General features: G+C 36.2%; 25 protein-coding genes and 1 riboswitch. Of the genes, 21 read left to right on the top strand and 4 right to left on the bottom strand.

The annotated features are described in order from the left end of the window. The first annotated feature begins 77 nt into the window (after positions 1-77). From M3610_RS05175 to M3610_RS05150, 6 genes are all read left to right on the top strand, one after another. Positions 78-794: a response regulator transcription factor gene (locus tag M3610_RS05175; RefSeq protein WP_098574842.1), complete on the top strand. Its 717-nt coding sequence runs from the start codon at positions 78-80 to the stop codon at positions 792-794. Continuing rightward, positions 791-2,578, top strand: coding sequence for an ATP-binding protein (locus M3610_RS05170; protein WP_251457011.1), 1,788 nt, complete (start codon positions 791-793; stop codon positions 2,576-2,578). Before M3610_RS05175 ends, M3610_RS05170 begins: the two co-directional genes overlap by 4 nt. A gap of 232 nt (positions 2,579-2,810) precedes the next feature. Then, positions 2,811-3,362, top strand: coding sequence for an RNA polymerase sigma factor SigX (gene sigX, locus M3610_RS05165; protein ID WP_098574840.1), 552 nt, complete (start codon positions 2,811-2,813; stop codon positions 3,360-3,362). Beyond that, positions 3,337-4,512 carry a hypothetical protein gene (locus M3610_RS05160; RefSeq protein WP_251457008.1) on the top strand — a complete coding sequence of 392 codons (1,176 nt, stop codon included), beginning with the start codon at positions 3,337-3,339 and terminating at the stop codon, positions 4,510-4,512. The genes sigX and M3610_RS05160 overlap by 26 nt, the downstream gene beginning before the upstream one ends. 171 nt (positions 4,513-4,683) lie before the next feature. Next, positions 4,684-5,430, top strand: a complete 747-nt coding sequence (locus M3610_RS05155; protein ID WP_251457005.1) for a peptidoglycan DD-metalloendopeptidase family protein — start codon at positions 4,684-4,686, stop codon at positions 5,428-5,430. A gap of 110 nt (positions 5,431-5,540) precedes the next feature. Further along, positions 5,541-5,674, top strand: a riboswitch (FMN riboswitch). A gap of 167 nt (positions 5,675-5,841) precedes the next feature. After that, positions 5,842-6,426, top strand: coding sequence for an ECF transporter S component (locus M3610_RS05150; RefSeq protein WP_098574837.1), 585 nt, complete (start codon positions 5,842-5,844; stop codon positions 6,424-6,426). Positions 6,427-6,537: 111 nt separating this feature from the next. Here M3610_RS05150 and M3610_RS05145 read toward each other — a convergent pair whose 3' ends face one another. Beyond that, positions 6,538-6,786: a ferredoxin gene (locus tag M3610_RS05145; RefSeq protein ID WP_098574836.1), complete on the bottom strand. Its 249-nt coding sequence runs from the start codon at positions 6,784-6,786 to the stop codon at positions 6,538-6,540. Positions 6,787-7,042: 256 nt separating this feature from the next. Between M3610_RS05145 and M3610_RS05140 the strand changes: the two genes are divergently transcribed. The 5 genes from M3610_RS05140 (at position 7,043) to M3610_RS05120 (ending at position 11,365) form a co-directional block, all read left to right on the top strand. After that, entirely contained in the window at positions 7,043-8,080 is a 1,038-nt protein-coding gene (locus M3610_RS05140; RefSeq protein ID WP_251457003.1) for a YpbB family protein, read from the top strand. Continuing rightward, the gene (locus M3610_RS05135) at positions 8,080-9,594 is read left to right on the top strand and encodes a RecQ family ATP-dependent DNA helicase (RefSeq protein WP_251457000.1); all 1,515 of its coding nucleotides are present in this window, start codon (positions 8,080-8,082) and stop codon (positions 9,592-9,594) included. The genes M3610_RS05140 and M3610_RS05135 overlap by 1 nt, the downstream gene beginning before the upstream one ends. Beyond that, positions 9,591-10,196 carry a CPBP family intramembrane glutamic endopeptidase gene (locus M3610_RS05130; protein WP_098574833.1) on the top strand — a complete coding sequence of 202 codons (606 nt, stop codon included), beginning with the start codon at positions 9,591-9,593 and terminating at the stop codon, positions 10,194-10,196. The genes M3610_RS05135 and M3610_RS05130 overlap by 4 nt, the downstream gene beginning before the upstream one ends. Continuing rightward, positions 10,193-10,819, top strand: coding sequence for a LysM peptidoglycan-binding domain-containing protein (locus M3610_RS05125; RefSeq protein ID WP_251456997.1), 627 nt, complete (start codon positions 10,193-10,195; stop codon positions 10,817-10,819). The genes M3610_RS05130 and M3610_RS05125 overlap by 4 nt, the downstream gene beginning before the upstream one ends. Before the next feature lie 90 nt (positions 10,820-10,909). Continuing rightward, a complete protein-coding gene (locus M3610_RS05120) occupies positions 10,910-11,365 on the top strand; it encodes a YpbF family protein (RefSeq protein WP_251456994.1) in 456 nt (151 codons plus the stop codon). 72 nt (positions 11,366-11,437) lie between these two features. Here the strand turns inward: M3610_RS05120 and M3610_RS05115 are convergent, their stop codons facing one another. The 3 genes from M3610_RS05115 to M3610_RS05105 are packed head-to-tail and all read right to left on the bottom strand — an operon-like array spanning position 11,438 to position 12,539. Further along, a complete protein-coding gene (locus M3610_RS05115; protein ID WP_098574830.1) occupies positions 11,438-12,007 on the bottom strand; it encodes a manganese catalase family protein in 570 nt (189 codons plus the stop codon). Positions 12,008-12,051: 44 nt separating this feature from the next. After that, positions 12,052-12,312, bottom strand: a complete 261-nt coding sequence (locus tag M3610_RS05110) for a spore coat protein CotJB (RefSeq protein WP_098574829.1) — start codon at positions 12,310-12,312, stop codon at positions 12,052-12,054. Continuing rightward, positions 12,309-12,539 (bottom strand): spore coat associated protein CotJA, encoded by a 231-nt coding sequence (locus M3610_RS05105; RefSeq protein ID WP_098574828.1) that lies wholly within the window; start codon positions 12,537-12,539, stop codon positions 12,309-12,311. The genes M3610_RS05110 and M3610_RS05105 overlap by 4 nt, the downstream gene beginning before the upstream one ends. A gap of 142 nt (positions 12,540-12,681) precedes the next feature. Here M3610_RS05105 and M3610_RS05100 point away from each other — a divergent pair, with 142 nt between their 5' ends. From M3610_RS05100 to ypeB, 10 genes are all read left to right on the top strand, one after another. After that, entirely contained in the window at positions 12,682-13,317 is a 636-nt protein-coding gene (locus M3610_RS05100) for a CBS domain-containing protein (protein WP_251456990.1), read from the top strand. 55 nt (positions 13,318-13,372) lie between these two features. Beyond that, positions 13,373-13,741 (top strand): hypothetical protein, encoded by a 369-nt coding sequence (locus M3610_RS05095; RefSeq protein ID WP_098574826.1) that lies wholly within the window; start codon positions 13,373-13,375, stop codon positions 13,739-13,741. A gap of 22 nt (positions 13,742-13,763) precedes the next feature. Then, positions 13,764-14,546 carry a metallophosphoesterase gene (locus M3610_RS05090; protein WP_251456988.1) on the top strand — a complete coding sequence of 261 codons (783 nt, stop codon included), beginning with the start codon at positions 13,764-13,766 and terminating at the stop codon, positions 14,544-14,546. A gap of 75 nt (positions 14,547-14,621) precedes the next feature. Then, positions 14,622-15,203, top strand: coding sequence for a genetic competence negative regulator (locus tag M3610_RS05085; RefSeq protein ID WP_251456986.1), 582 nt, complete (start codon positions 14,622-14,624; stop codon positions 15,201-15,203). 220 nt (positions 15,204-15,423) lie between these two features. Continuing rightward, positions 15,424-16,701: a Glu/Leu/Phe/Val family dehydrogenase gene (locus M3610_RS05080; protein WP_251456983.1), complete on the top strand. Its 1,278-nt coding sequence runs from the start codon at positions 15,424-15,426 to the stop codon at positions 16,699-16,701. 117 nt (positions 16,702-16,818) lie between these two features. Beyond that, complete coding sequence (locus tag M3610_RS05075) at positions 16,819-17,799, top strand: YpdA family putative bacillithiol disulfide reductase (RefSeq protein ID WP_251457620.1); 981 nt, start codon at positions 16,819-16,821, stop codon at positions 17,797-17,799. After that, positions 17,799-18,755, top strand: coding sequence for an asparaginase (locus tag M3610_RS05070; protein ID WP_251456980.1), 957 nt, complete (start codon positions 17,799-17,801; stop codon positions 18,753-18,755). Before M3610_RS05075 ends, M3610_RS05070 begins: the two co-directional genes overlap by 1 nt. Positions 18,756-18,867: 112 nt before the next feature. Further along, a complete protein-coding gene (prsW, locus tag M3610_RS05065) occupies positions 18,868-19,557 on the top strand; it encodes a glutamic-type intramembrane protease PrsW (RefSeq protein ID WP_251456977.1) in 690 nt (229 codons plus the stop codon). A 130-nt stretch (positions 19,558-19,687) separates the two neighbouring features. Continuing rightward, complete coding sequence (gene sleB, locus M3610_RS05060) at positions 19,688-20,614, top strand: spore cortex-lytic enzyme (protein ID WP_251457617.1); 927 nt, start codon at positions 19,688-19,690, stop codon at positions 20,612-20,614. A gap of 14 nt (positions 20,615-20,628) precedes the next feature. Continuing rightward, a complete protein-coding gene (ypeB, locus tag M3610_RS05055; protein ID WP_251457614.1) occupies positions 20,629-21,978 on the top strand; it encodes a germination protein YpeB in 1,350 nt (449 codons plus the stop codon). Positions 21,979-22,029: the final 51 nt, after the last annotated feature.

Below are 22,029 nucleotides of genomic sequence, written 5' to 3'. Positions count from 1 at the left end.
TTTTCAGGTGAATTAGCAGGAAATTATAGCATAAAACAATAGTGTTTTGTAAAATAAACTCCATGGGGGGATTATTAATGGATAAAGACGTGAAAATTTTAGTGGTAGATGATGAAGAAAGAATTCGTCGCTTATTAAAAATGTACTTAGAGCGAGAAGATTATATAATTGATGAAGCGGAAGACGGGAATGAGGCATTAGAGAAAGCATTTGCTAATGATTATGATGCCATTCTCCTCGACCTAATGATGCCTGGTAAGGATGGAATTGAAGTTTGTCGTGAATTAAGAGAAAAAAAGGCAACGCCAGTAATCATGCTGACAGCAAAAGGGGAAGAAATCAATCGAGTTCAAGGATTCGAAGTGGGAACAGACGATTATATTGTTAAACCATTCAGTCCCCGGGAAGTTGTCTTAAGGGTTAAAGCGTTGTTAAGAAGATCATCACAAACTAGTTACCTGCAAACGGAAACAACAACTAAAGACGTCATTGTATTTCCGCACTTAACAATTGATAATGATGCACACAGAGTATCAGCTAATGGTAAAGATGTTAGTTTAACTCCAAAAGAATATGAATTACTTTATTTCTTATCGAAAGCGCCTGATAAGGTTTTTGACCGGGAACAATTACTTAAAGAAGTCTGGCATTACGAGTTTTTCGGAGATCTGCGAACAGTAGATACACATGTAAAGCGTCTCCGTGAAAAATTAAATAAAGTTTCCGAGCCGGCTGCTAGAATGATCGTTACAGTTTGGGGTGTAGGCTATAAATTTGAGGTTATTAATGAATGACCTTTTTAAGAAGTGTTGTAGGAAAGCTATGGTTAACGATTCTTTTATTAGTTTCAGTTGTGCTTTTCATCTTAACAATCATGCTTCTCGAATTTTTCCAAAACTACAATACTCTTGGGATGAAAGAGGATTTAACCAATACAGCCGAGAAGATTGCTAACGTTTTAGAAGGCCATACTAATGGGGAATTATCACTTGGATTAGAGATATCCTGGGAAATTATCGATAAAGTAAATAATGTTGTCATCATCAAAAATGATAATGAAATCTACTACTCTCCAAACACAGAAAAGACGAAAAGATTATCATTGACAGATATTAAGAATGACCCAAATTTATCACAGGTCTTTCAAAGAGACATTAATGTAGAAAAGGTTTCCACACTTACGTTCAATGAAAATGATGATGATGGAAAGGGAACAAAGTTTACGATTATCGGTGTACCTTTGCATCTTCCTGGCGAAAAGCATAGTGCTGTATTTATTTATCAATCAATGGAAGTCATGCAGGAAACAACTCATGAAACAACAAAATTTATTCTACTTGTGGCTGGCGTTGCAATTATTCTTACAACGATTTTTGCATTCTTTTTATCTACAAGAATTGCTGCTCCGTTAAGAAAGATGAGGGAAGCAGCATTTGAAGTGGCTAGAGGGAAGTTTGATACCAAAGTTCCAATCCTCACTCACGATGAAATTGGTGAATTAGCAACTGCGTTTAATCAAATGGGCAGACAATTGAAATTCAATATGAGTGCACTCAGCCAAGAAAAAGAACAGCTATCAAGTATCTTAAGTAGTATGGCAGATGGAGTTATTACTTTTAATCGGGATGGTACAATCTTAATTACTAATCCCCCGGCTGACCGTTTTCTACAATATTGGTATTATGAAATGGGTGTATTTAGTGCTGATTCTGAGGCTATCCCAACGGAGGTAATGGATCTATTTCAACAAGCAGTAGATACTGAGTCTGAACAAATTGGTGAGATTTCGTTTCAAGGCAGGCATTGGGTCATCTTAGTAAGCCCCTTATATAGTAACCGTTTTATCCGCGGTGCTGTTGCTGTTTTAAGGGATATGACAGAGGAACGGCAGCTAGATAAGATGAGACAAGATTTTATTGCAAATGTTTCACATGAACTTAGAACACCTATATCGATGTTACAAGGGTATAGTGAGGCGATTGTAGATGATATTGCTGAATCCCAGGAAGAGAAAAAGGAAATGGCAAAGGTTATCTACGATGAATCATTGCGGATGGGCCGGCTTGTAAATGAGTTGCTGGATCTGGCGCGAATGGAAGCGGGTCATCTTCAACTAACAATGGAAGAAATTGATATTTCTTCATTTATTAATCGTATAATCCATAAGTTTCAGGGTTTAGCTAAAGATAATGAAATTCGATTGTATGTGGAGATTGAAAATGGAATCACCTCTATTTCTTTTGATCCTGATCGAATCGAACAGGTACTCACAAATTTAATTGATAATGCAATCAGACATACACCTAAAGGTGGATCAGTTAAATTAAGTGTCGGATCTGAAGAAAAGGGAATCATGATTGGAGTAAAGGATTCTGGCTCTGGTATTCCTGAAGAAGACTTGCCGTTCGTTTTTGAGCGCTTTTATAAAGCTGATAAGGCACGAACTAGAGGAAGAGCAGGAACAGGCCTTGGACTAGCCATAGCAAAAAATATTATTGATGCACATCATGGTCATATCTCGGTTCAAAGTAAACTCGGACAAGGGACGACATTTTCCTTTTTAGTACCTCGAAAATAGTAAAATGAACAAGTTTTTTGCCGACTGTTCTTGATTCACGGGGAACATTTAAGAAAAAAATATTGTTCAATCAAAAACTCATCCATAAAAATAGGATGAGTTTTTTTGTCATATCTTTAGGAAATCTATTCCAAATAATACCTTTCATTTTGTCACAAAAAAGTCTATATTTATAAGGTGAAACTTTTTATACATATAAATCGACTAATATTATGAACGGGGAGGGGAATGGATGGACTCCGTTTTCGATGAACTTTATCAAAAATACCATCACGACGTTTTTCAATTTCTATTTTATATGGTTAGAAACAAAGAACAAGCAGAGGATCTTGTCCAAGAGGTTTATATAAGGGTATTTAAATCCTATCGACGTTTTGAAGGGAAAAGCAGTGAGAAAACATGGCTTTTTTCGATTGCGAGAAATGTAGCTATAGACTTTTTCCGAAAACAAAAAGGATGGAAAGGAAGATTACTGGAAAAATTCGATTGGTCAACTGATCAACTGAAAGACGGATATCCGATTCCAGAAGAAATTGCAGTACAAAGGGAAGAAATCAGATGGGTATATAATTGCCTCGAATATTGCACACTGGATCAAAGAGCTGTAATAATTCTACGGTATATACAAGATTTATCTATTTCTGAAACAGCCCAGGCACTAGGATGGACTGAAAGTAAGGTGAAAACTACACAACACCGTTCGTTAAAGGTATTGAAGAAGCATATGGAACTTTCTTATGAAAAGGAGGGATTAACTAGTGAAAAAGTCAGAGTGGAGCGATAAGCAGCTCGAAGAATTATTAAGGCAGATGCCTAAAATACAAGATGATCGCAATCCTCGTGACATTTACGAAAATCTTCCGATAAGAAAAAAGAAACCAAAACAATGGCTGGTACCTGGTCTTGCTACTGTTGCTGCCTTGCTCATCTTTTTTATCTTAATTCCTAAATTAATGGTCGGGCCACAATATTCAGAGGATCACGCTGGTCAAGAAAAATCATCTGTAGAGCGAGACATACAAAAGGCAGATGAAAATTCAACCATTGCATTGAAAAAGGAGGATGCAAGTCCAAAAGCAAGGACATTTTCAGGAGCGGATAAAACTCAAACTTCGAAAACGGCTATTTATGATGAAGAAGTGGGTGATGGAAAAGTATTAACCTACTGGATTCCTGACCCGCAAATACAAATCCTTGTACCCGTTTCAACAATAATTAATGATTCAAATGAGAAAACATGGCTGGAGTTATTTAATGAAAATATGGTGAATTTAAAGGAGCAGGAATGGGGATTAAGTGAATTCTATCCTCTTAGTGCTTCATTGAAACTTGATGAAAAAAATAATGCTATCTTAGTCGATGTTCCATCAAACCATCAGTATGGACAAGGATCAGCGACAGAAACAAATTTCATTAATGTTCTGAAAAAAGATATCTCCTCCAATAGTGATGTTAAAAAGATAAGATTTTCAACCAATGGAGAACCTGGTATTGAATTGGGGAATTATGGTCATCAAGACGAAGTGAGTGTACAGCAACAAAAGAATCATGCCTACTTCTTTTATTATTCTGAGGGTAATGATATACCCTTCTTAGTCCCATCTATAGAAAAATATGAAGATATTAAGAAGGCTGTTGAGGAAATGAAAAAGGATCAGCCCGCACTAGGATTAAAGAGTTCACTTTTACCTGCACTTCCGATAAATGAGGTGTCTATTAAAGAGAAAACGTTAATTGTATCAATGGAGGATAATACGAGCCTTCAAGATGATCAATCAACAATCAACGCTTATGAGTCACTGTTATTAACAGCAAAAGAATTCGGATTAGAAAAAGTCTTTATTACGAACCCTCCAACAAAAAATCTTGGTCCATTTGACCTGTCAAAAGAGAACAAAGTACCGCTGGCTCCGAATCAACGGACATTACAATAATTTACTTAATCAACCGTTAAAGGTTGATTTTTTAATGAATATTATTTATCATTTCTCCAAATTATAACAAGTATGCCTAATCACTCCACCGATAAGGATTATGTTCTAAAGGTGAAAAATACTACATATTGTGTGGAGGAGGAAAAGAAATAAGGAGAGTGACTAAAGAAAATGCGAGATTACATAAAAAGGGTTATTATAGCCCTAATTATGGCGCTATGTGTCAGTTTGTTATTTTTAGGAGGAAAACATTCCGAAGCTAGTATGCAGGTTGATAAAGAGATTAAGGATGGATGGATATGGCCTGCAGATGGTATAGTTTCTGATACATATGGAACAAGGATGGGTAAGCATAAGGGAATTGATATCGCTGGAAAATTAAATACACCTGTACTAGCAGTTGCTGACGGACAGGTGGTGAAATCTTATTACTCTAATACATATGGAAACGTAGTGTTTATTAAACACCCAAGTCATTTAGTAACTGTCTATGCACATTTAAACAAGAGAAACGTGTTACAAGGACAAAAGATTAAGCAAGGTACAGTAATAGGAAAAATGGGGGAAACTGGACAAGCTACAGGGATACATCTCCATTTTGAAACGCATCAGCAAGAATGGAGATATGATAAGAAGTTTGCATTGGATCCAGAAAAGATATTAGGAAAAGCTGACACCGGGGAAACAGTACGCGGAGGGATTGCCGCAAGCAATGGCGTTGTATTAGAAGCGAGCTCACATATTAAATTCAATCATGAGGATAAAATCAAGGTGACAAACCAGCAATATATCGTCAAACAAGGTGATACATTGTATTCGATTTCGAGGGAAAAAAACATCTCGGTGACCCGGATTAAAGAGTTAAACCACCTTTCCACCGACTTGATCAAACCTAAACAAATATTGAATATACATTAATTTCACGCAGCAAGACCCGCAGACTATTTTCTGCGGGTCTTGTTACGTGAAACCTTTTACTTAACAAAAGATAAGTTCTGCAGTATAATTGAAATTGTAATTTAATATCGATCTATCTTCGGGGCAGGGTGAAATTCCCGATCGGCGGTATTTGAGTAAAACTCATAAGCCCGCGAGCCGTTTTATGGCAGGATTTGGTGAGATTCCAAAGCCGACAGTATAGTCTGGATGGGAGAAGATGGAGGTTCTGCAGACGTTCAAAAAATTTTATATTAATGAACGTTTATTAAGCGTGCCTTTGTAAACTCCCTTAAGCAAATTATTGCTGAGGGAGTTTTTATTTACATTGGTCTCGTCTGTTGCTGAACCTCTCTTCCTTAACGCGATGGATCAAAAAAAGGAGAGAGGAAGATGAAGAAAATGCAGAAAAAGAGGAAAATGAACGTTAGGGCTTATGTGTCAATAGGAATGCTGAGTAGTATTGCTTTTCTGTTAATGCTCATACAATTTCCGTTGCCGCTATTCCCAAATTTCTTGTTTGTCGATTTCAGTGACATTCCAGCATTAATTGCCACATTGATTTTTGGACCGATTGCAGGAATTTTAGTTGAGTTTTTTAAAAATGTCCTTAATTATATTCAGACAGGTAGTCAAACAGGAATCCCGGTGGGGCAGATAGCCAATTTCGTTGCGGGAATTGTTTTTATCCTGCCGACCTATTTTGTATATAATAGACTTAAGACTAGAAAAGGTATGACGCTAGCATTAATTTTTGGTACGGCAATCATGGCAGTTATGATGAGTATTTTAAACTACTTGGTAATTTTACCTGCATATACCGTTCTAATGGGCTTTCCAGATATGAGGAATTTAGTATTGCCAGCAATCTTACCATTTAACCTTTTAAAAGGAGTCATGATGTCCATCATCTTCATGCTTCTGTTCATACGGATGCAAGCATGGATCAATAAATTTACTACTATTAAAAGCGCCTAAGTAGCTAAAGGACAGGGGGAATCATTCCTCCTGTTTTATTTTGTAAACAAAAATAAAGGCCCCTCACCTAAATAGGAGAGAGGCAGTAGCTTAAACGTATTATCCTAAATATTACTCAAATTTAGTTGGATTGCCATCAAAAGCTTCGTCAGCTACTTTAATGGAATCAGTAGGACAGCCTTCGAAAGCATCCATCATGTCATCGATTAATACATCAGGAATTTCAACAATTCCTTCATTATCATCAAGTGTTACGTATGCGATACCTTCATCATCGTAATCATAGATATCTGGTGCTGCCGCGCCGCAAGCTCCACATGCAATGCATGTTTCCTTATCAACAATTGTGTACTTTGCCATGAAAAAAACCTCCCAGTAAATTAAAAAAATAAGACTCATTTCCATTATTAATATGAAAACGGATAACTCATATCTATTGTAAAACTGTATCGTCAACTTTTCAATAGAAAAATGCCTTTATCACTTTAGTTTATCCAAGTGTTTTGCTAAATCTTCCACATTTTTGGGCATCAAGATCCTTTATTTCATGGTAGAATAAAGAGAGAAAATGGTGTTTTTGGTCGAATATGTGCGAAATAAGTGATGGGAGGTTCGTATGCTCCAAATTGAATCCATCATTCTTTATAGTATAAAACAATTAAATAAGGAACGGACCATTTATTCGGTGTATCACCTTCTTAATGGAAAAAAGTCATCGCAAACTATCCAAGATGCCCATTTATTTTCGTTGAAAAGTTTTTTTGGGATTTATGAGCAATTATCCAGAGAATCTTTTGAAGAAATTATTCAATCGATGAGTGAAAAAAAGTGGGTAAAAAATATCGGAGAACAACGATTTATAGTTACGCTTCTTGGAAAAGAGCTTCTAGAAAAAACTCAACTGCCGAAGTATATTCAAGGCTGGAACTATCATCAAATGACCTCCTTATTTTGGGAAAGATTGTCCCTATTAGTACAGGTGATATCCAATTTAATGTTCGGAGAAACAAGATATACTCCCATCCAAAAAAACAAAGAAGTTCATACTTGGTTAAAATCCGCTCTAAAAAGTATGAATCTGCCTAGGATGGAAATGGGGACAACTTTTTATTCAGAATTAGAAGATTGTCTTGACGCGGGAAACGGGTTTGACCCTGCCATCTTAGTAATTCGGTTAACAGGTTTTCAACAAATTGGCTTGACCCCTCTTCAAGCAGCCAAACAGTTAAATATAAATTTTCACGACTACCAAATTGGTTTTACAAATACACTTCATTATTTATTGCGAAAAATTGAGAAAGATGGTTATAAGTTTAAAATTTTGCCTTTTTTAATTAAAGGTCTAATGAAAAATGATGAATTAACGTTATCTACCAGGAAAACACAAAGATTATTAAATCAAGGATATACACTTGATATGATTGCAAATATAAGGCACTTAAAATTAAGTACAATAGAAGACCATCTGGTTGAATTAGCCTTAAATATGGAGAATTTCTCCATCGATACTTACGTAGATAAAGAATTACAAAATAAGATTTTAGAAATTTCACACCAAATAGCAACTAAACAGTTAAAGTTAATTCGAGAAAAGATTGTAACCGCAACATATTTTCAAATAAGACTAGTATTGGCGAAATATGGTGATAGATAATGGAACTAGAAAAAGTATTAATAGAACATTTTGGTTATCCAAGTTTTAAGACTGGACAAAAAGAGGTAATCACATCAATCTTGTCTGGCCATCATACATTGGCTATGCTCCCGACAGGAACAGGAAAATCATTGTGTTACCAACTGCCAGGTCTAATGTTAAAGGGGCAAATTTTAATAGTATCGCCACTCCTCTCATTGATGCAAGACCAAGTGGAACATTTAAAGAAATTTGGTGAAAAGAGAGTCATTGCGTTAAACTCCTTTCTTAGTGCAGATGAAAGGAAAAATGCACTTCATCAATTGAAACAGTATAAGTATATCTTCATCTCACCTGAAATGTTAATGATTCCTTTTATCCTTCGCAAACTACAAGAACTTACAATTTCATTGTTTGTAGTCGATGAAGCTCATTGTATTTCCCAATGGGGCTTTGACTTTCGGCCAGATTATTCAAAACTAGGTGAAATTAGAAAAAAGTTTGGCGATCCACTCACACTTGCGCTGACTGCAACTGCTACCAAAAAAGTAAGAGAGGACATCATTCGTTCACTTGATTTGGATGAAATTAAAAAAATAGAGTCCACAATTGACAGGCCAAATATAGGTTTTTATGTTAAAGAATTATTAGAATTCCGCGAAAAGCAAGGGGTTGTCTGTGAGCTTGTTGCCAATTTGCAAAAGCCTGGGATTATTTATTTTTCAAGTAAAAAAATGGCTGAACAAATGGCTTCCTTGTTATCAGATAAAGGAATCTGCCGAGCGATGGCCTATCATAGCGGTTTGGACCAATCCACTAGAATACTGATTCAACAGCAGTTTGTGTACGGACAATTAGATGTTATATGTGCCACAAGTGCCTTTGGCATGGGAATAAATAAGGACAATATCCGGTTTGTTATTCATTATCATATGCCGATGCAAATAGAATCGTATCTCCAAGAAATTGGAAGGGCTGGCCGAGATGGCAAACCTAGTATTGCCATCCTTTTATATACGCCTGGGGATGAACAACTGCCGATTCAACTTGCGGAGAGTGAATTACCATCTGAGCAGCAAATAGACTGGTTGTTTAATAAACTGGACGAGAAACGGATGTTAATAGATGGGAAGATGACTTTAGATATCAATTTAATGGATCTTGGCGGTTTCTCGGAAATTCAATGGCGGATTGTTGAGGACTTTGTAATAAATACTTCTCTTGAAACAATAAGTATTAAACAATTAAGAAACATCATTAAAGAGTTTGTTCTGGAAAGATTAACAATTAAAAAGAATAATATTTATCGAATGAAAAAATGGGCTGAATCTAGATTATGCAGACGTCAAAATATTTTACAATATTTTGATGAAACACTATTAAACAAGGTAAACAAATGCTGTGACATATGCGGACTTCAAATAATCGACTACCAAACAAGTCATTCTAGTGATTTACCTTTGGTGAGAAAAACGGAACAAAACTGGAAAGAATTACTTGCCAAAATTCTAATCAATAGTGAGTTGAGGGAATGAAAAAGAAGTATTTTGAATTAATAAATGGATTAACGGATAGAGATTTGCTTTTTCATCTGTATATGACACAAATCATTCTCTGTGTCATCTCGTTACTATTGGGGTTTATATTTTTTGACCATTTCTCCTATTTAGAAAATATAATTTTGGATGACTCTAACATTTTTATAATTGGGATTCCTGCGGGAGTAATCATTGTGATGTTAGATGTTCTTTTAATGAAATGGCTGCCTTCTTCCTTTTATGATGACGGGGGGTTAAATGAAAGAATCTTTAAAAATAGAAACTTTTTTCACATCATACTGATTGCTTTTTTTGTAGCGTTTAGTGAGGAATTATTGTTTAGAGGAATCATACAAACAAAAGTAGGATTGGTTTTTGCGAGCATTATTTTTGCAATTATTCACTATCGATATCTTTTTAATTGGTTTTTATTTGTAAATATTGTTATATTAAGCTTTTTGATTGGTGTAATATTTGAATGGACCAATAATTTAGCGGTTACAATTGTTATGCATTTTGTTATTGATTTTTTATTAGGTGTTTATATAAAATGTAAAAGTCCAACTAGAGAAGACCCACGGGGAGGAGTGCGGCTATGAATAGCGAAGAACCATACAGGGACCAGGCGGAACGTTTGAAACAACGTATAGAAAAAATTAATGAGAAAGTGGACGCCAAGGATGACTTGCCGCCTCGTGAGCATATCCATCGGAGAAAGAAGAAAAAAACAAAGTGGAAGCTAAAATACCCAGTCATCCGTTTATTAGTTTTGTTCTTTATTCTCCTGCCGATTATAATTTTTAGTGTAATTTCGTACCGTGATGGAGCTAAAAAAGTTAATGGAGTTCCAAATACCACCGAGGATTCTGTTGGATATGAAACCATTAATTTAGAAACGTCAAATGACGAAGAAGAAACAAAAGCCGAGGATTTTGATCAATCAAAGGAAACGAATCCTGCTAATAATGAAACAAAACAAACTAGCAACGAGGTAAAACATTCTGAAACTAAAAAACCCTTAAAAAAAACAACAGGAACTTCGACAGAATCACAAATAAAGTTTACTGTTACGCATACAGTTAAACGAAACGAAAATCTATATAGAATAGCCTTAAAGTACTACCAATCTCCCAAGGGGATGGACATCATTATGAAAGCCAATCATCTTCGGAGTAAACAAGTAAATGCAGGTCAGGTCTTGAAAATACCGATAAACAATTAGCCGATCCCTTAGTGATCGGTTTTTTCATGAAGAAATCATAATAGAAAGGACAAGTTCATATGTATATATATAGAAATGGAGGGTGATAAAATGGATTCTCCAATCCAATTACTTGAAAATACGGATCAAGCAACCAAACAAGCGCTTGAAAATGTGAGAAAAAGGAAAGAAAAGTTTGATCGGTTTAAAAAGCGGCATATCCTTTCAATCTGGGGAACAATTATATTGGCCGTAAGTTTTTTTGTCTATTTATATTTAACAGTTGCCAGCATTTATTCCTATTCCTTTGCTGCGATGTTTTCAGCTTTTGTTAATGATTCGAATAATTTAACACTATTAGTCTTTTGTGTGGGAATGTATGGAACCATGAACTTATTGAAAGAGAAAAAAGACAAAGCAGAAAAAGAATACCATGAATTACGCTGTGAAATTGTTGACCGAAGTAAAGATTACTGGAAAAAAGAAGAAGAATGGAAAAACCGCCATATTGTCTTTGAAATGATGAAAACAAAATATGACATTAATCTATACCATGAAAAAAAATAAGAAGCAGGACAAAACTGCTTCTTATTTCTTTTGAATCCAGCTCCAGCGCCTAGAGGAGCTTCCACTTTTTAGTTAAAATATTTTCTTTTTGCCTTGTTCGTCTTTTAATATTTCCACGGCTTCACGGAAGCGCTGTGAATGAATAATCTCTCGTTCTCTTAAGAACCGTAGACCATCATTTAAATCTGTATCATCACTCATATTAATAATCCATTGATAGGTAGCTCTGGCTTTTTCTTCTGCTGCAATGTCTTCGTAAAGATCTGCAATAGGATCCCCTTTTGTTTGGATAAATGCTGCTGTCCATGGCACTCCAGCAGCATTATGGTAAAACAAACCTTTGTCATGGTTTACATAGTGATCCTCAATCCCTGCCGCTTTTATTTGTTCTGGTGTTGCATCCTTTGTTAGCTTATAAACCATGGTGGCAATCATTTCAAGGTGTGCAAATTCCTCTGTTCCTATATCTGTCAGAAGTCCGATTACTTTGTCAGGAATGGAATATCTTTGGTTTAAATATCGTAGTGCTGCAGACAATTCCCCATCTGCACCGCCATATTGCTCAATTAAATATTTAGCCAATCTCGGATTACAAGTGCTGACACGAACAGGATATTGTAATTTCTTTTCGTAAATCCACATTTACACCAATCCCTCCTCAAAAAATAATACGGGCGCTTCGGATTTTAGACTTGCCATGGCCAAGGGGTATCGTCCCAATTCCATGGATAACTTGAGTAACTATTACCAAATTGCAAAAGAGGTCCAAATTGGCTTTCGAATGCTTTTTTAAGGCGTTTTCTTTCTTTTGCGTAATGATTGAATTGATTGATGGCTTCAAGATCATCATTATGAGTATCCAAATATAGGGTTAGTTCGACTAAGACAAAGTCAACAGCTTGTAGTTGTTCCATTAATTGATAGTACTCGGCAGGAACTTGTTTCATTGGGGTAATCCTCCTTTGCCAGGCTCCAGTGGACTAAACCATGGATCATAGAATGCTTTCCAGAGTGTACCGGCTCTAAGTGCCTCAAGTGGTGTAAATTGTTCCAGGTTTGGTGGTTGAAATCCCATATATAAATTTGGCGGGGTAGAGTATGCTTTTTCAAGAATCGGCGGACAAGGGTCAAAGGGACTCACATACGGATGAAAGGTTTTGAAATGTGTATTCATAATAGTCCTCCCTTTATTCAACATCAGTTAATAATATGAAATAATCCTTTTTCTATGACATAATCTTAAATGCAAAAGGGTTTTTTCCAAGCCTTATAGAAGTATACTAAATAATGCATGATTATATTTCGAGGTGATGGATTTGTTCGTAAAAAATATAATGATTCCAAAGCATGAATGTTTTACTGTCCAGGAAAATACTACACTTAAAGACGCTTTAGAAAGTTTGGAAAAATATCAGATTGATGGACTTCCGGTTTTAAGTGGAGATAAATACGTAGGAGTGGCGACAAGATACAACATTTATATGAGCTATTTTCAGTCTGATAAACAAAAGAATGAGTATTTATCCCAAACTTTTGTAAAAGATATTGCTACACATCATGATAAGTTTCTAGAAGGTGGAGAATTATTTGAGAAAACACTTCTTGATTTAAAGGATTTTCCTTTATTAGCAGTTGTTGATGCTAACAAAAACTTCCTTGGTGTAGTTACGCGCTCTGATGTCATTAGTTCTTTCGAAAGTGCATTTGGGGTGAATCGTCCAGGTGTACGGATTGCCTTTACATCAGTTGAAACCGAAGGACGAATCGCACGCCTGTCTGAAATTGCACATCAATTCCACGAGCATATTATTTCTCTGGTAACTTTCGATGAAACAGATAAACTTGTCCGGAGAATCGTTATGAAGATAGAGAAGAAAGACAATATCGATAAATTCACCAGGAGGCTGGAAGACCATGGCTTCAGAATATTGAGCATCCAAGAAGATGATTAACTAGCAGTAGGTAAGTTTTTAAATCCTTCTCATACATTGTATGGGAGGGGTTTTTATGTTCATTAAAGTGATTAAGTATTTTGTAATTTTTATATGTGGGTATATACTCATCAAATGGATTTCAATACCACAACCTTTTGCCTTATCTGATTTCTTTATAAGTCTTGTCGTAAATCCCTTAAAATTTTTTGCAGCCACGTTAGTTTTTTTTATCGGATTTCTCTTAACTGGGAGAGTCCTATCAGAACTTATCGTTGGCACAAAAATAGCTTGGCAAAAACGAAAAGTAATTGGTGTTGACCTTCTCATTGAGTATCTATATCTTCTGATTGTTTTTTGCCTTCTCTTTTATTTAGGTTTGGTGCAGACGATTGCATTTTTTAGTTTAAGTCTTTTTTATGGTATGATTTCCATTGAACGTTAGTTAAGAAATGGGGAAAAGAGAAATGGTTATAACATTAGTATTCTTGTTCATCCTGGGTGGTTGCCTTCTTATATATATGTTACGAGAAGCTTTTTTAAATAATATCATAGAACATGAATTCAGCTTTCCTGACTTTCCTAAATCACTTGGCAGCATTTCTATTTTTTTTATTTCCGATATACATAGGCGAACAATCTCTGATAAAGTGATAAATCCAGTTATGGGGAAAGCGGATATTGTTGTGATCGGTGGTGATTTAACTGAAAAAGGTGTATCTTTTGAAAAAGTAAAGGCAAACTTGAGGAAATTAAAACAAATTGGCCCAGTTTATTTTGTTTGGGGAAACAATGATTATGAAGTGGATTATCATAAATTGGATACCATTCTCCTAGAATTGGGTATTAAAGTATTAGCTAATACAGCAGTTACCTTTGAATCTGTTAAAGGAGAAAAATTTTGTTTACTAGGTGTAGATGATTTAAACCAAGAACGAGATCGCCTAGATTTGGCCTTATTAGATGCGGAAGAAAGTGGGTTTAAGATATTAGCCAGTCATTATCCTAATATTACAGATAAGATTCTTCCAGAGCATAAAATACGTTTGGTGTTAAGCGGACATACACACGGAGGGCAAATTCATATTTTAGGATATAGCCCCCATGAGCGGGGAAAAATAAAAAAGCTGGATAACACGGTCCAACTTATAAGTAATGGTTATGGTACCACTTCCATTCCACTCCGGTTAGGTGCACCGGCTGAATGTCACCTGATTACACTAAATGGGAATTCTGTAATCGAAGGATAAATATAGACAATTCACCAACAGACCCCTGGGGCATACACTGAAAACAAGAGTTATGTCACGGCAGGGGGCAAAATCATGCGCTTAGAACGCTTAACAGCCAATAAAATAAAGATTTTTCTAACCTCTGATGATTTATTTGACAGAGGACTCTCCAAAGAAGATATTTGGAAGGACTCCATTAAATGGAATCAGCTTTTCCATGATATGCTGGAAGAGGCAAGTGAGGAATTTGATGTTGATATTCAAGGTTCTGTTGCGGTAGAGGTGTTCTCCCTCCAAGCTCAAGGGATGATATTGATTATTACCGTTGATGATGTGATAGAAGATGATGAAATTTTGTATGATGGTTTTATCGAGATGCAAGTAAGAGTTGAAGGCTATGAGGACCTCTTGTATGAGTTTGATGAATTTGAAGATATTATCAGCCTTGCCAAAAGACTGTCCACTGTGAATATTTTCGGCGGGAGTCTCTATGTATGGAACAACCGCTACTATTTAATAATGGATAACTTAGAATCGGAAAAAAATATTAAAGCTGCCTGCGTTTTATCCGAATTTGGCAATGCATCTATACTTAGTCCATATGTTCTAGCTGAGTACGGTAAGCGAATAATCGAACAACAAGCGGTGGAAACCATTCTTCATTTTTTTAAGTAGAATTAATTGTTTTTATAGATAAAAAAAGGGCGCCACCGCCCTTAAATCGGAAAATGATATTGCGCAATAATATTTAGCCATTGCATATAAAAATGCCAATGGCAGCGTTTACATAATTGGACTTTTTTTATACTTTTCTTCTTGCATAAATGTATGAAAGGTGTATACTTGTGTCTGAAAGATGACAACATTCGTAGCATTTTTTTAGGGAGGATTACAAATGGTAGCCGAAAGAGAAAATGAAAAGACTAATCAAGAGGAAAAGCATGATGTGTTGAAATCGACACAAACAGTTATACATAAGGCCCTTGAAAAGTTAGGTTATCCTGAAGAGGTATACGAGCTCTTGAAAGAGCCATTACGTTTAATGACAGTTAAAATTCCAATTAGAATGGATGATGGTTCCATAAAAATCTTTACTGGTTACCGTGCACAACATAATGATGCAGTGGGGCCAACAAAGGGTGGGATTCGTTTCCATCCAGGTGTAACAGAAACGGAAGTGAAAGCCCTTTCAATTTGGATGAGCTTGAAATGTGGAATTGTTGACCTGCCGTACGGTGGTGGTAAAGGCGGTATCGTTTGTGACCCTCGAGATATGTCCTTTAGAGAGCTTGAGAGATTAAGCCGAGGTTACGTTAGAGCCATTAGTCAAATTGTAGGACCAACGAAAGATATTCCAGCACCAGACGTATTTACTAATTCTCAAATCATGGCATGGATGATGGATGAATATAGTCGAATAGATGAATTTAATTCACCTGGTTTTATTACAGGGAAGCCGCTTGTTCTAGGTGGGTCGCATGGGCGTGAATCAGCAACTGCAAAAGGTGTGACAATCTGTATCCAAGAGGCTGCAAAGAAGAAAGGTATCCGAATTGAGGATGCACGTGTTGTTATCCAAGGTTTTGGTAATGCGGGAAGCTTTTTAGCTAAATTTATGCATGATGCAGGAGCAAAAGTCATTGGGATTTCCGATGCTTATGGCGCCTTGCATGATCCAGATGGACTAGATATTGATTATCTATTAGATAGACGAGATAGCTTCGGAACTGTTACAAAATTATTTAATAACACAATAACTAATAAAGAATTGCTAGAACTTGAGTGCGATATTCTCGTACCAGCCGCAATAGAAAATCAAATTACTGAAGAAAATGCTCACAATATTCGTGCGAGCATCGTTGTTGAAGCAGCAAATGGTCCAACGACACTCGAAGCAACGGAGATTTTAACTGAACGTGGTATTCTCCTTGTACCAGATGTTTTAGCTTCAGCAGGCGGTGTAACGGTTTCTTATTTTGAGTGGGTTCAAAATAACCAAGGCTACTATTGGTCGGAAGAAGAAGTGGAAGAAAAGCTTGAAAAAGTAATGGTAAAATCCTTTAATAATATTTACGATACTGCCCAAACCCGTCGAGTAGATATGCGTTTATCTGCATATATGGTGGGGGTTAGAAAAATGGCAGAAGCGAGCCGCTTTAGAGGCTGGATATAATAACGAGCTGCTGCTAAATATAATACTTAACCATTGAAACATAGTTAAAAAACTCCTATCATAGACGATAGGAGTTTTTTTGTCATCCATGTGATTGTATTAAGGAGTGTACCTATGATGCAAATAGAAGATATCATAATTGTTGGTGGTGGACCCTGCGGATTGGCAGCAGCCATTGCCATTCAGGATAAAGGAAAAGAGCCATTAATCATTGAAAAAGGAAATGTGGTAAATTCCATTTATCACTATCCAACCCATCAAACATTTTTTAGCACGGCAGAAAAGTTAGAAATTGGGGAAGTGCCGTTTATTACTGAGAGTTATAAACCAAAAAGAAATCAAGCACTTGTCTATTATCGAGAAGTCGCTAAACGAAAACAGCTGCGTATAAACTCTTTCGAACAAGTGAATAAAGTTCTTAAAAAGGATGAAATGTTTCAAATCTTTACTAGTAAAAATACGTATTGTGCACGCCATGTAATCATCGCAACAGGTTATTATGATCATCCAAACTATATGAATGTTCCGGGCGAAAATTTACCAAAGGTATTCCACTATTTTAAAGAGGCCCATCCATATTTTGATAAGGATGTTTGTGTGGTCGGCGGAAAAAATTCAAGTGTGGATGCGGCCATAGAACTTGTAAAAGCAGGTGCGAGAGTGACCGTTTTATACCGTGGTGATAAATATTCACCAAGTATTAAGCCTTGGATTCTCCCTGAGTTTGAATCGTTAGTTCGAACAGGAACCATTTTAATGGAATTTAACGCCCGCGTTAAAGAAATAACAGAGAATCAAGTTATTTATACAAAAGACGCTGAAGATAATACAATACCCAATGATTTTGTATTTGCAATGACTGGATACCATCCAGACCACCAATTTTTAAAAAATATGGGTGTAAAAATTGATGAAGAATCTGGAAGGCCATTCTTTAGTCCGGATTCGATGGAGACAAATGTAGAGGGAATATATATTGCAGGTGTAATTGCTGCTGGAAATAATGCGAATGAAATATTTATTGAAAATGGCAGATTTCACGGAGAAGCAATCGCACGCTCAATTATCGAAAATGATGCAAAAAGGGTGGCTAAATAATGAAAAAGGTAGTTTTATTAACGACTGGTGGGACTATTGCAAGCAAGACAAATAAAGAATCGGGAAAATTGGCCTCAGGAGCGATAACTGGTGAAGAATTGGCAAGTATGTGTAATTTGCCAAAGGACATCGAAGTAGTTGTTGAATCAGTTTTTCAGAAGGCTAGTATTCATATTACCTTTGATGACTTATTACTATTGAAGAATAAGATTGAAGACTATTTTAAGGATGATTCGGTTTCAGGTGTAGTTGTCACACATGGAACAGATACGATGGAAGAAACTTCTTATTTTCTTGATTTAACAATTAATGATTCCAGAACTGTGGTAGTGACAGGATCACAACGCTCTCCAGAAGATTTAGGAAGCGATGTATATATTAATTTACGTCATGCCATTTATTGTGCTTGTTCCGATGATTTAAGGAATGCTGGAACAGTGGTTGTTTTTAATGAACGAATATTTGCAGCACGTTATGTAAAAAAAGAACATGCATCTAATATTCAAGGCTTTAACTCATTTGGGTTTGGATATCTTGGCATTATCGATAATGATCAAGTTCATGTTTTCCAAAAACCAATTAAAAGAGAATATTTTGAGATTAAATCTTCCATCCCACAAGTGGAAATCATTAAATGCTATATTGGAGCGGATGGGAAATTTATTAAGGCAGCACGGGAGGCGGGGATTGCTGGAATTATCTTAGAGGGCGTGGGACGTGGTCAAGTTGCCCCTAAAATGATGACAGAAATTGAAACAGCCATTGCAGAAGGAATGAAACTAGTTATAACTACAAGCGCAGAAGAAGGCTCAGTTTATACAACCTATGACTATGAAGGAAGTGCCTTTGACCTATTTAATAAGGGTGTAATTCTTGGAAGTGATAATGACTCTAAAAAAGCAAGAATTAAATTGGCAGTTGCGCTTGCCAGTAATTTGAATGAAATTAGATTTTAAGTTTTAATTAACCAAAAGATAAATACCTATTAGGAATTGGAATGAATCTTTCATTTTCTTTATAGAGAAACCATGTTACGATTAAGAAAATGGATTTGAAAAGAGGTTCATCATGCTGGGAATATTATCAGCCGGACTTGCCCCCGGACTGGCATTACTAAGTTATTTTTATTTAAAAGATGAATATGAACCAGAGCCAATTTCATTCGTTTTAAGGACTTTTATGTACGGAGCACTTCTTGTGTTTCCCATTATGTTTATCCAGCATGTCCTTGAAACAGAACATATAGTAAAATCTGAACTATTCAATGCATTTCTTAGCTCAGGCTTATTCGAGGAGTTCTTTAAATGGTTTATACTCTTTTATGTTATTTATCAGCATGTAGAGTTTGATGAACCCTTTGATGGAATTGTTTACGGAGTAGCTGTTTCACTTGGTTTTGCTACAATCGAAAATATCTTTTATCTAATTGCGAATGGAATCGAACACGCCATGACACGTGCATTGTTACCTGTATCCAGTCACGCCCTATTTGGTGTAATTATGGGCTTTTATATTGGAAAGGCAAAATTTACAGAAGGAAATAAAGCGAAGTGGGTCATTCTTTCCTTATTCTTGCCATTTATTCTCCATGGAGCCTACGATTTTATCTTAATCTCACAAGAAAATTGGCTTATGATTATTTTTCCGTTTATGATTTTTCTTTGGTGGTTTGGTCTTAGAAAAGTTAAGAAAGCAAAAATCTTAAGTGCCAATCATTTGAAAAAACAATATTCTGTCCAAAAAACCCTTCAATCATAAAGAAGGGTTTTTTTATTTATTTAAATGGAATAAAAAACCCATTAAAACAAAAAATAGGTTTACTGCTAAAAAGATTTACAATGGGGGTTAAAATTCCGTGAAAAAGAAGAAAATCCTAATTAAGTTATTTATACTAATCCTTCTGATCGTGACATCATCGATTTCTGAAAGCAAGGAAGTGCAGGCTTTCTCTAATCAGGTAATTGAAAAGGGTGCGGTTGGAGATGATGTCATTGAGCTTCAATCGAGGCTCCAGTATTTGGGTTTTTATAACGGTAAGATTGATGGGGTTTTTGGCTGGAGCACATATTGGGCGTTAAGAAATTTTCAATATGAATTCGGCCTGCCAATTGATGGGCTTGCAGGGTGGACAACAAAATTAAAACTAGCCAAAGCAAGTAAATACAATGAGCAGTTTGTAAAAAAACATATTAACACTGGCAAAAAGTTTACACATTATGGCGGGGTTGATCAAAGTAAACAGGTTGCACCAAGTCCTGGGAAACAGGCGCCAGCGAAACAGGCACCTGCAAAACAAGCGCCAGCGAAACAGGCACCTGCTAACCAAGCACCAGCGAAACAGGCACCTGCAAAACAAGCACCAGCAAAGCAGGCCCCAAAACAAACGGTGCCACAAAAAAACACAGCACCCCAGAAAACAGCACCTAAAAAACCGACGGCTGCGAACACACCAAATGGTTTTTCGCAAAATGATATTCAGTTGATGGCTAATGCCGTTTATGGAGAATCCCGGGGTGAGCCTTATACAGGGCAAGTTGCTGTGGCAGCTGTTATTCTCAATCGGGTAAATAGTGCCACATTCCCAAATACAGTTTCAGGAGTGATTTTTGAGCCTGGTGCATTCACAGCCGTAGCAGATGGACAAATATGGCTCACGCCAAATGAAAATGCAAAGAAAGCGGTTTTGGATGCGATAAATGGCTGGGACCCAACTGGAGAAGCACTTTATTATTTTAACCCAGATACCGCTACAAGCGGGTGGATCTGGGGACGACCACAAATCAAACGAATCGGGAAACATATTTTTTGCAAGTAGAGAGGTGAATGAAATTGATAAGAGGAATATTAATTGGAGTTCTTGCTGTTGGTGTAGCGGGAACAGCATACTGGGGCTATCAAGAACACCAGGAGAAAAATGCAGTTCTTTTAAATGCGGAAAACACGTATCAACGGGCATTTCATGACCTTAACTATCAAGTAGATTTATTACACGATAAGATTGGTACAACCCTTGCAATGAATTCAAAACAATCATTGTCACCTTCCTTAATTGAGGTATGGAGGCTTACCTCGGAAGCACATAGTGATGTTGGACAATTGCCGTTAACCCTGCTTCCGTTTAACAAGACGGAGGAATTCTTATCAAAAATTGGGAATTTCAGTTACCGTGCGGCTGTAAGAGATTTAGACAAGGAACCACTTTCAAAGGAAGAATACAACACGTTAAAGGTACTGTATAAGCAATCTGGTGATATTCAGGATGATCTCAGAAAAGTCCAGCATATGGTATTAAAAAATAATCTTCGGTGGATGGATGTTGAACTTGCATTGGCATCTGGAAAAGAAAAAACAGATAATACGATTATTGATGGCTTTAAAGCTGTAGAAAAGACAGTAAGCGGCTACACTGAATCAAATTTGGGTCCTACTTTTGCAAACATGCAACAAAAAGATGAAAATTTTAACAAAATAAAAGGAAAAACCATTTCTAAGCAAGAAGCAATTAAAATTGCAAAAAAATACATCAAGATTGACGGGAATTCTGAGGTAAAGGTTACAGAGAATGGGAAAGGTTCCGACTATGGTTTTTATAGCGTTTCAATCAAAGATAAGAAAACCGGTGAGGAAGGCAGTATGGATATTACGAAAAAAGCTGGCCATCCGATTTGGTTTATTAATCATCGTGATGTAAAAAAACAAGTTATTAGTTTAAATGATGCTGATAATAAGGCGGCAGCATTTTTAAAGGAGACGGGCTTTAAGGGTTTAGAAATCTTTGAAAGCACACAATATGACAATATTGGAGTATTCAATTTCGTTTCATCCATTAATGGCGTTCGAATTTATCCTGAATCAATTAAAGTAAAGGTAGCACTCGATAACGGGGATATTATTGGTGTATCAGCAGAAGAATATTTAAAATCTTTCCATACAAGAACTATTGAAAAACCGTCCCTCTCTGTGAAGCAAGCTCGAGCAAAAGTAAATCCGAACACTAAAATCATGGAAGACCGTCAGGCAGTTATTATAAACGATCTTAACAAGGAAGTTCTTTGTTATGAGTTTCTAGGAACAATCGATGATGATACGTATCGAATTTTTATTAATGCCAAAAGTGGTGTTGAGGAAAAAGTGGAAAAGCTAAAAAATGCTGAGGCTGTTTATGAAGACTTGTTATAAGGAAAAGCATATGCTTTTCCTTATATTTTTTTCAAAAAACTCCAATAATAA

Source organism: Neobacillus sp. MER 74, from assembly GCF_023714155.1.
Note: the sequence above shows the minus strand (reverse complement) of the source record. Positions and strands in the feature narration are given on the sequence as shown.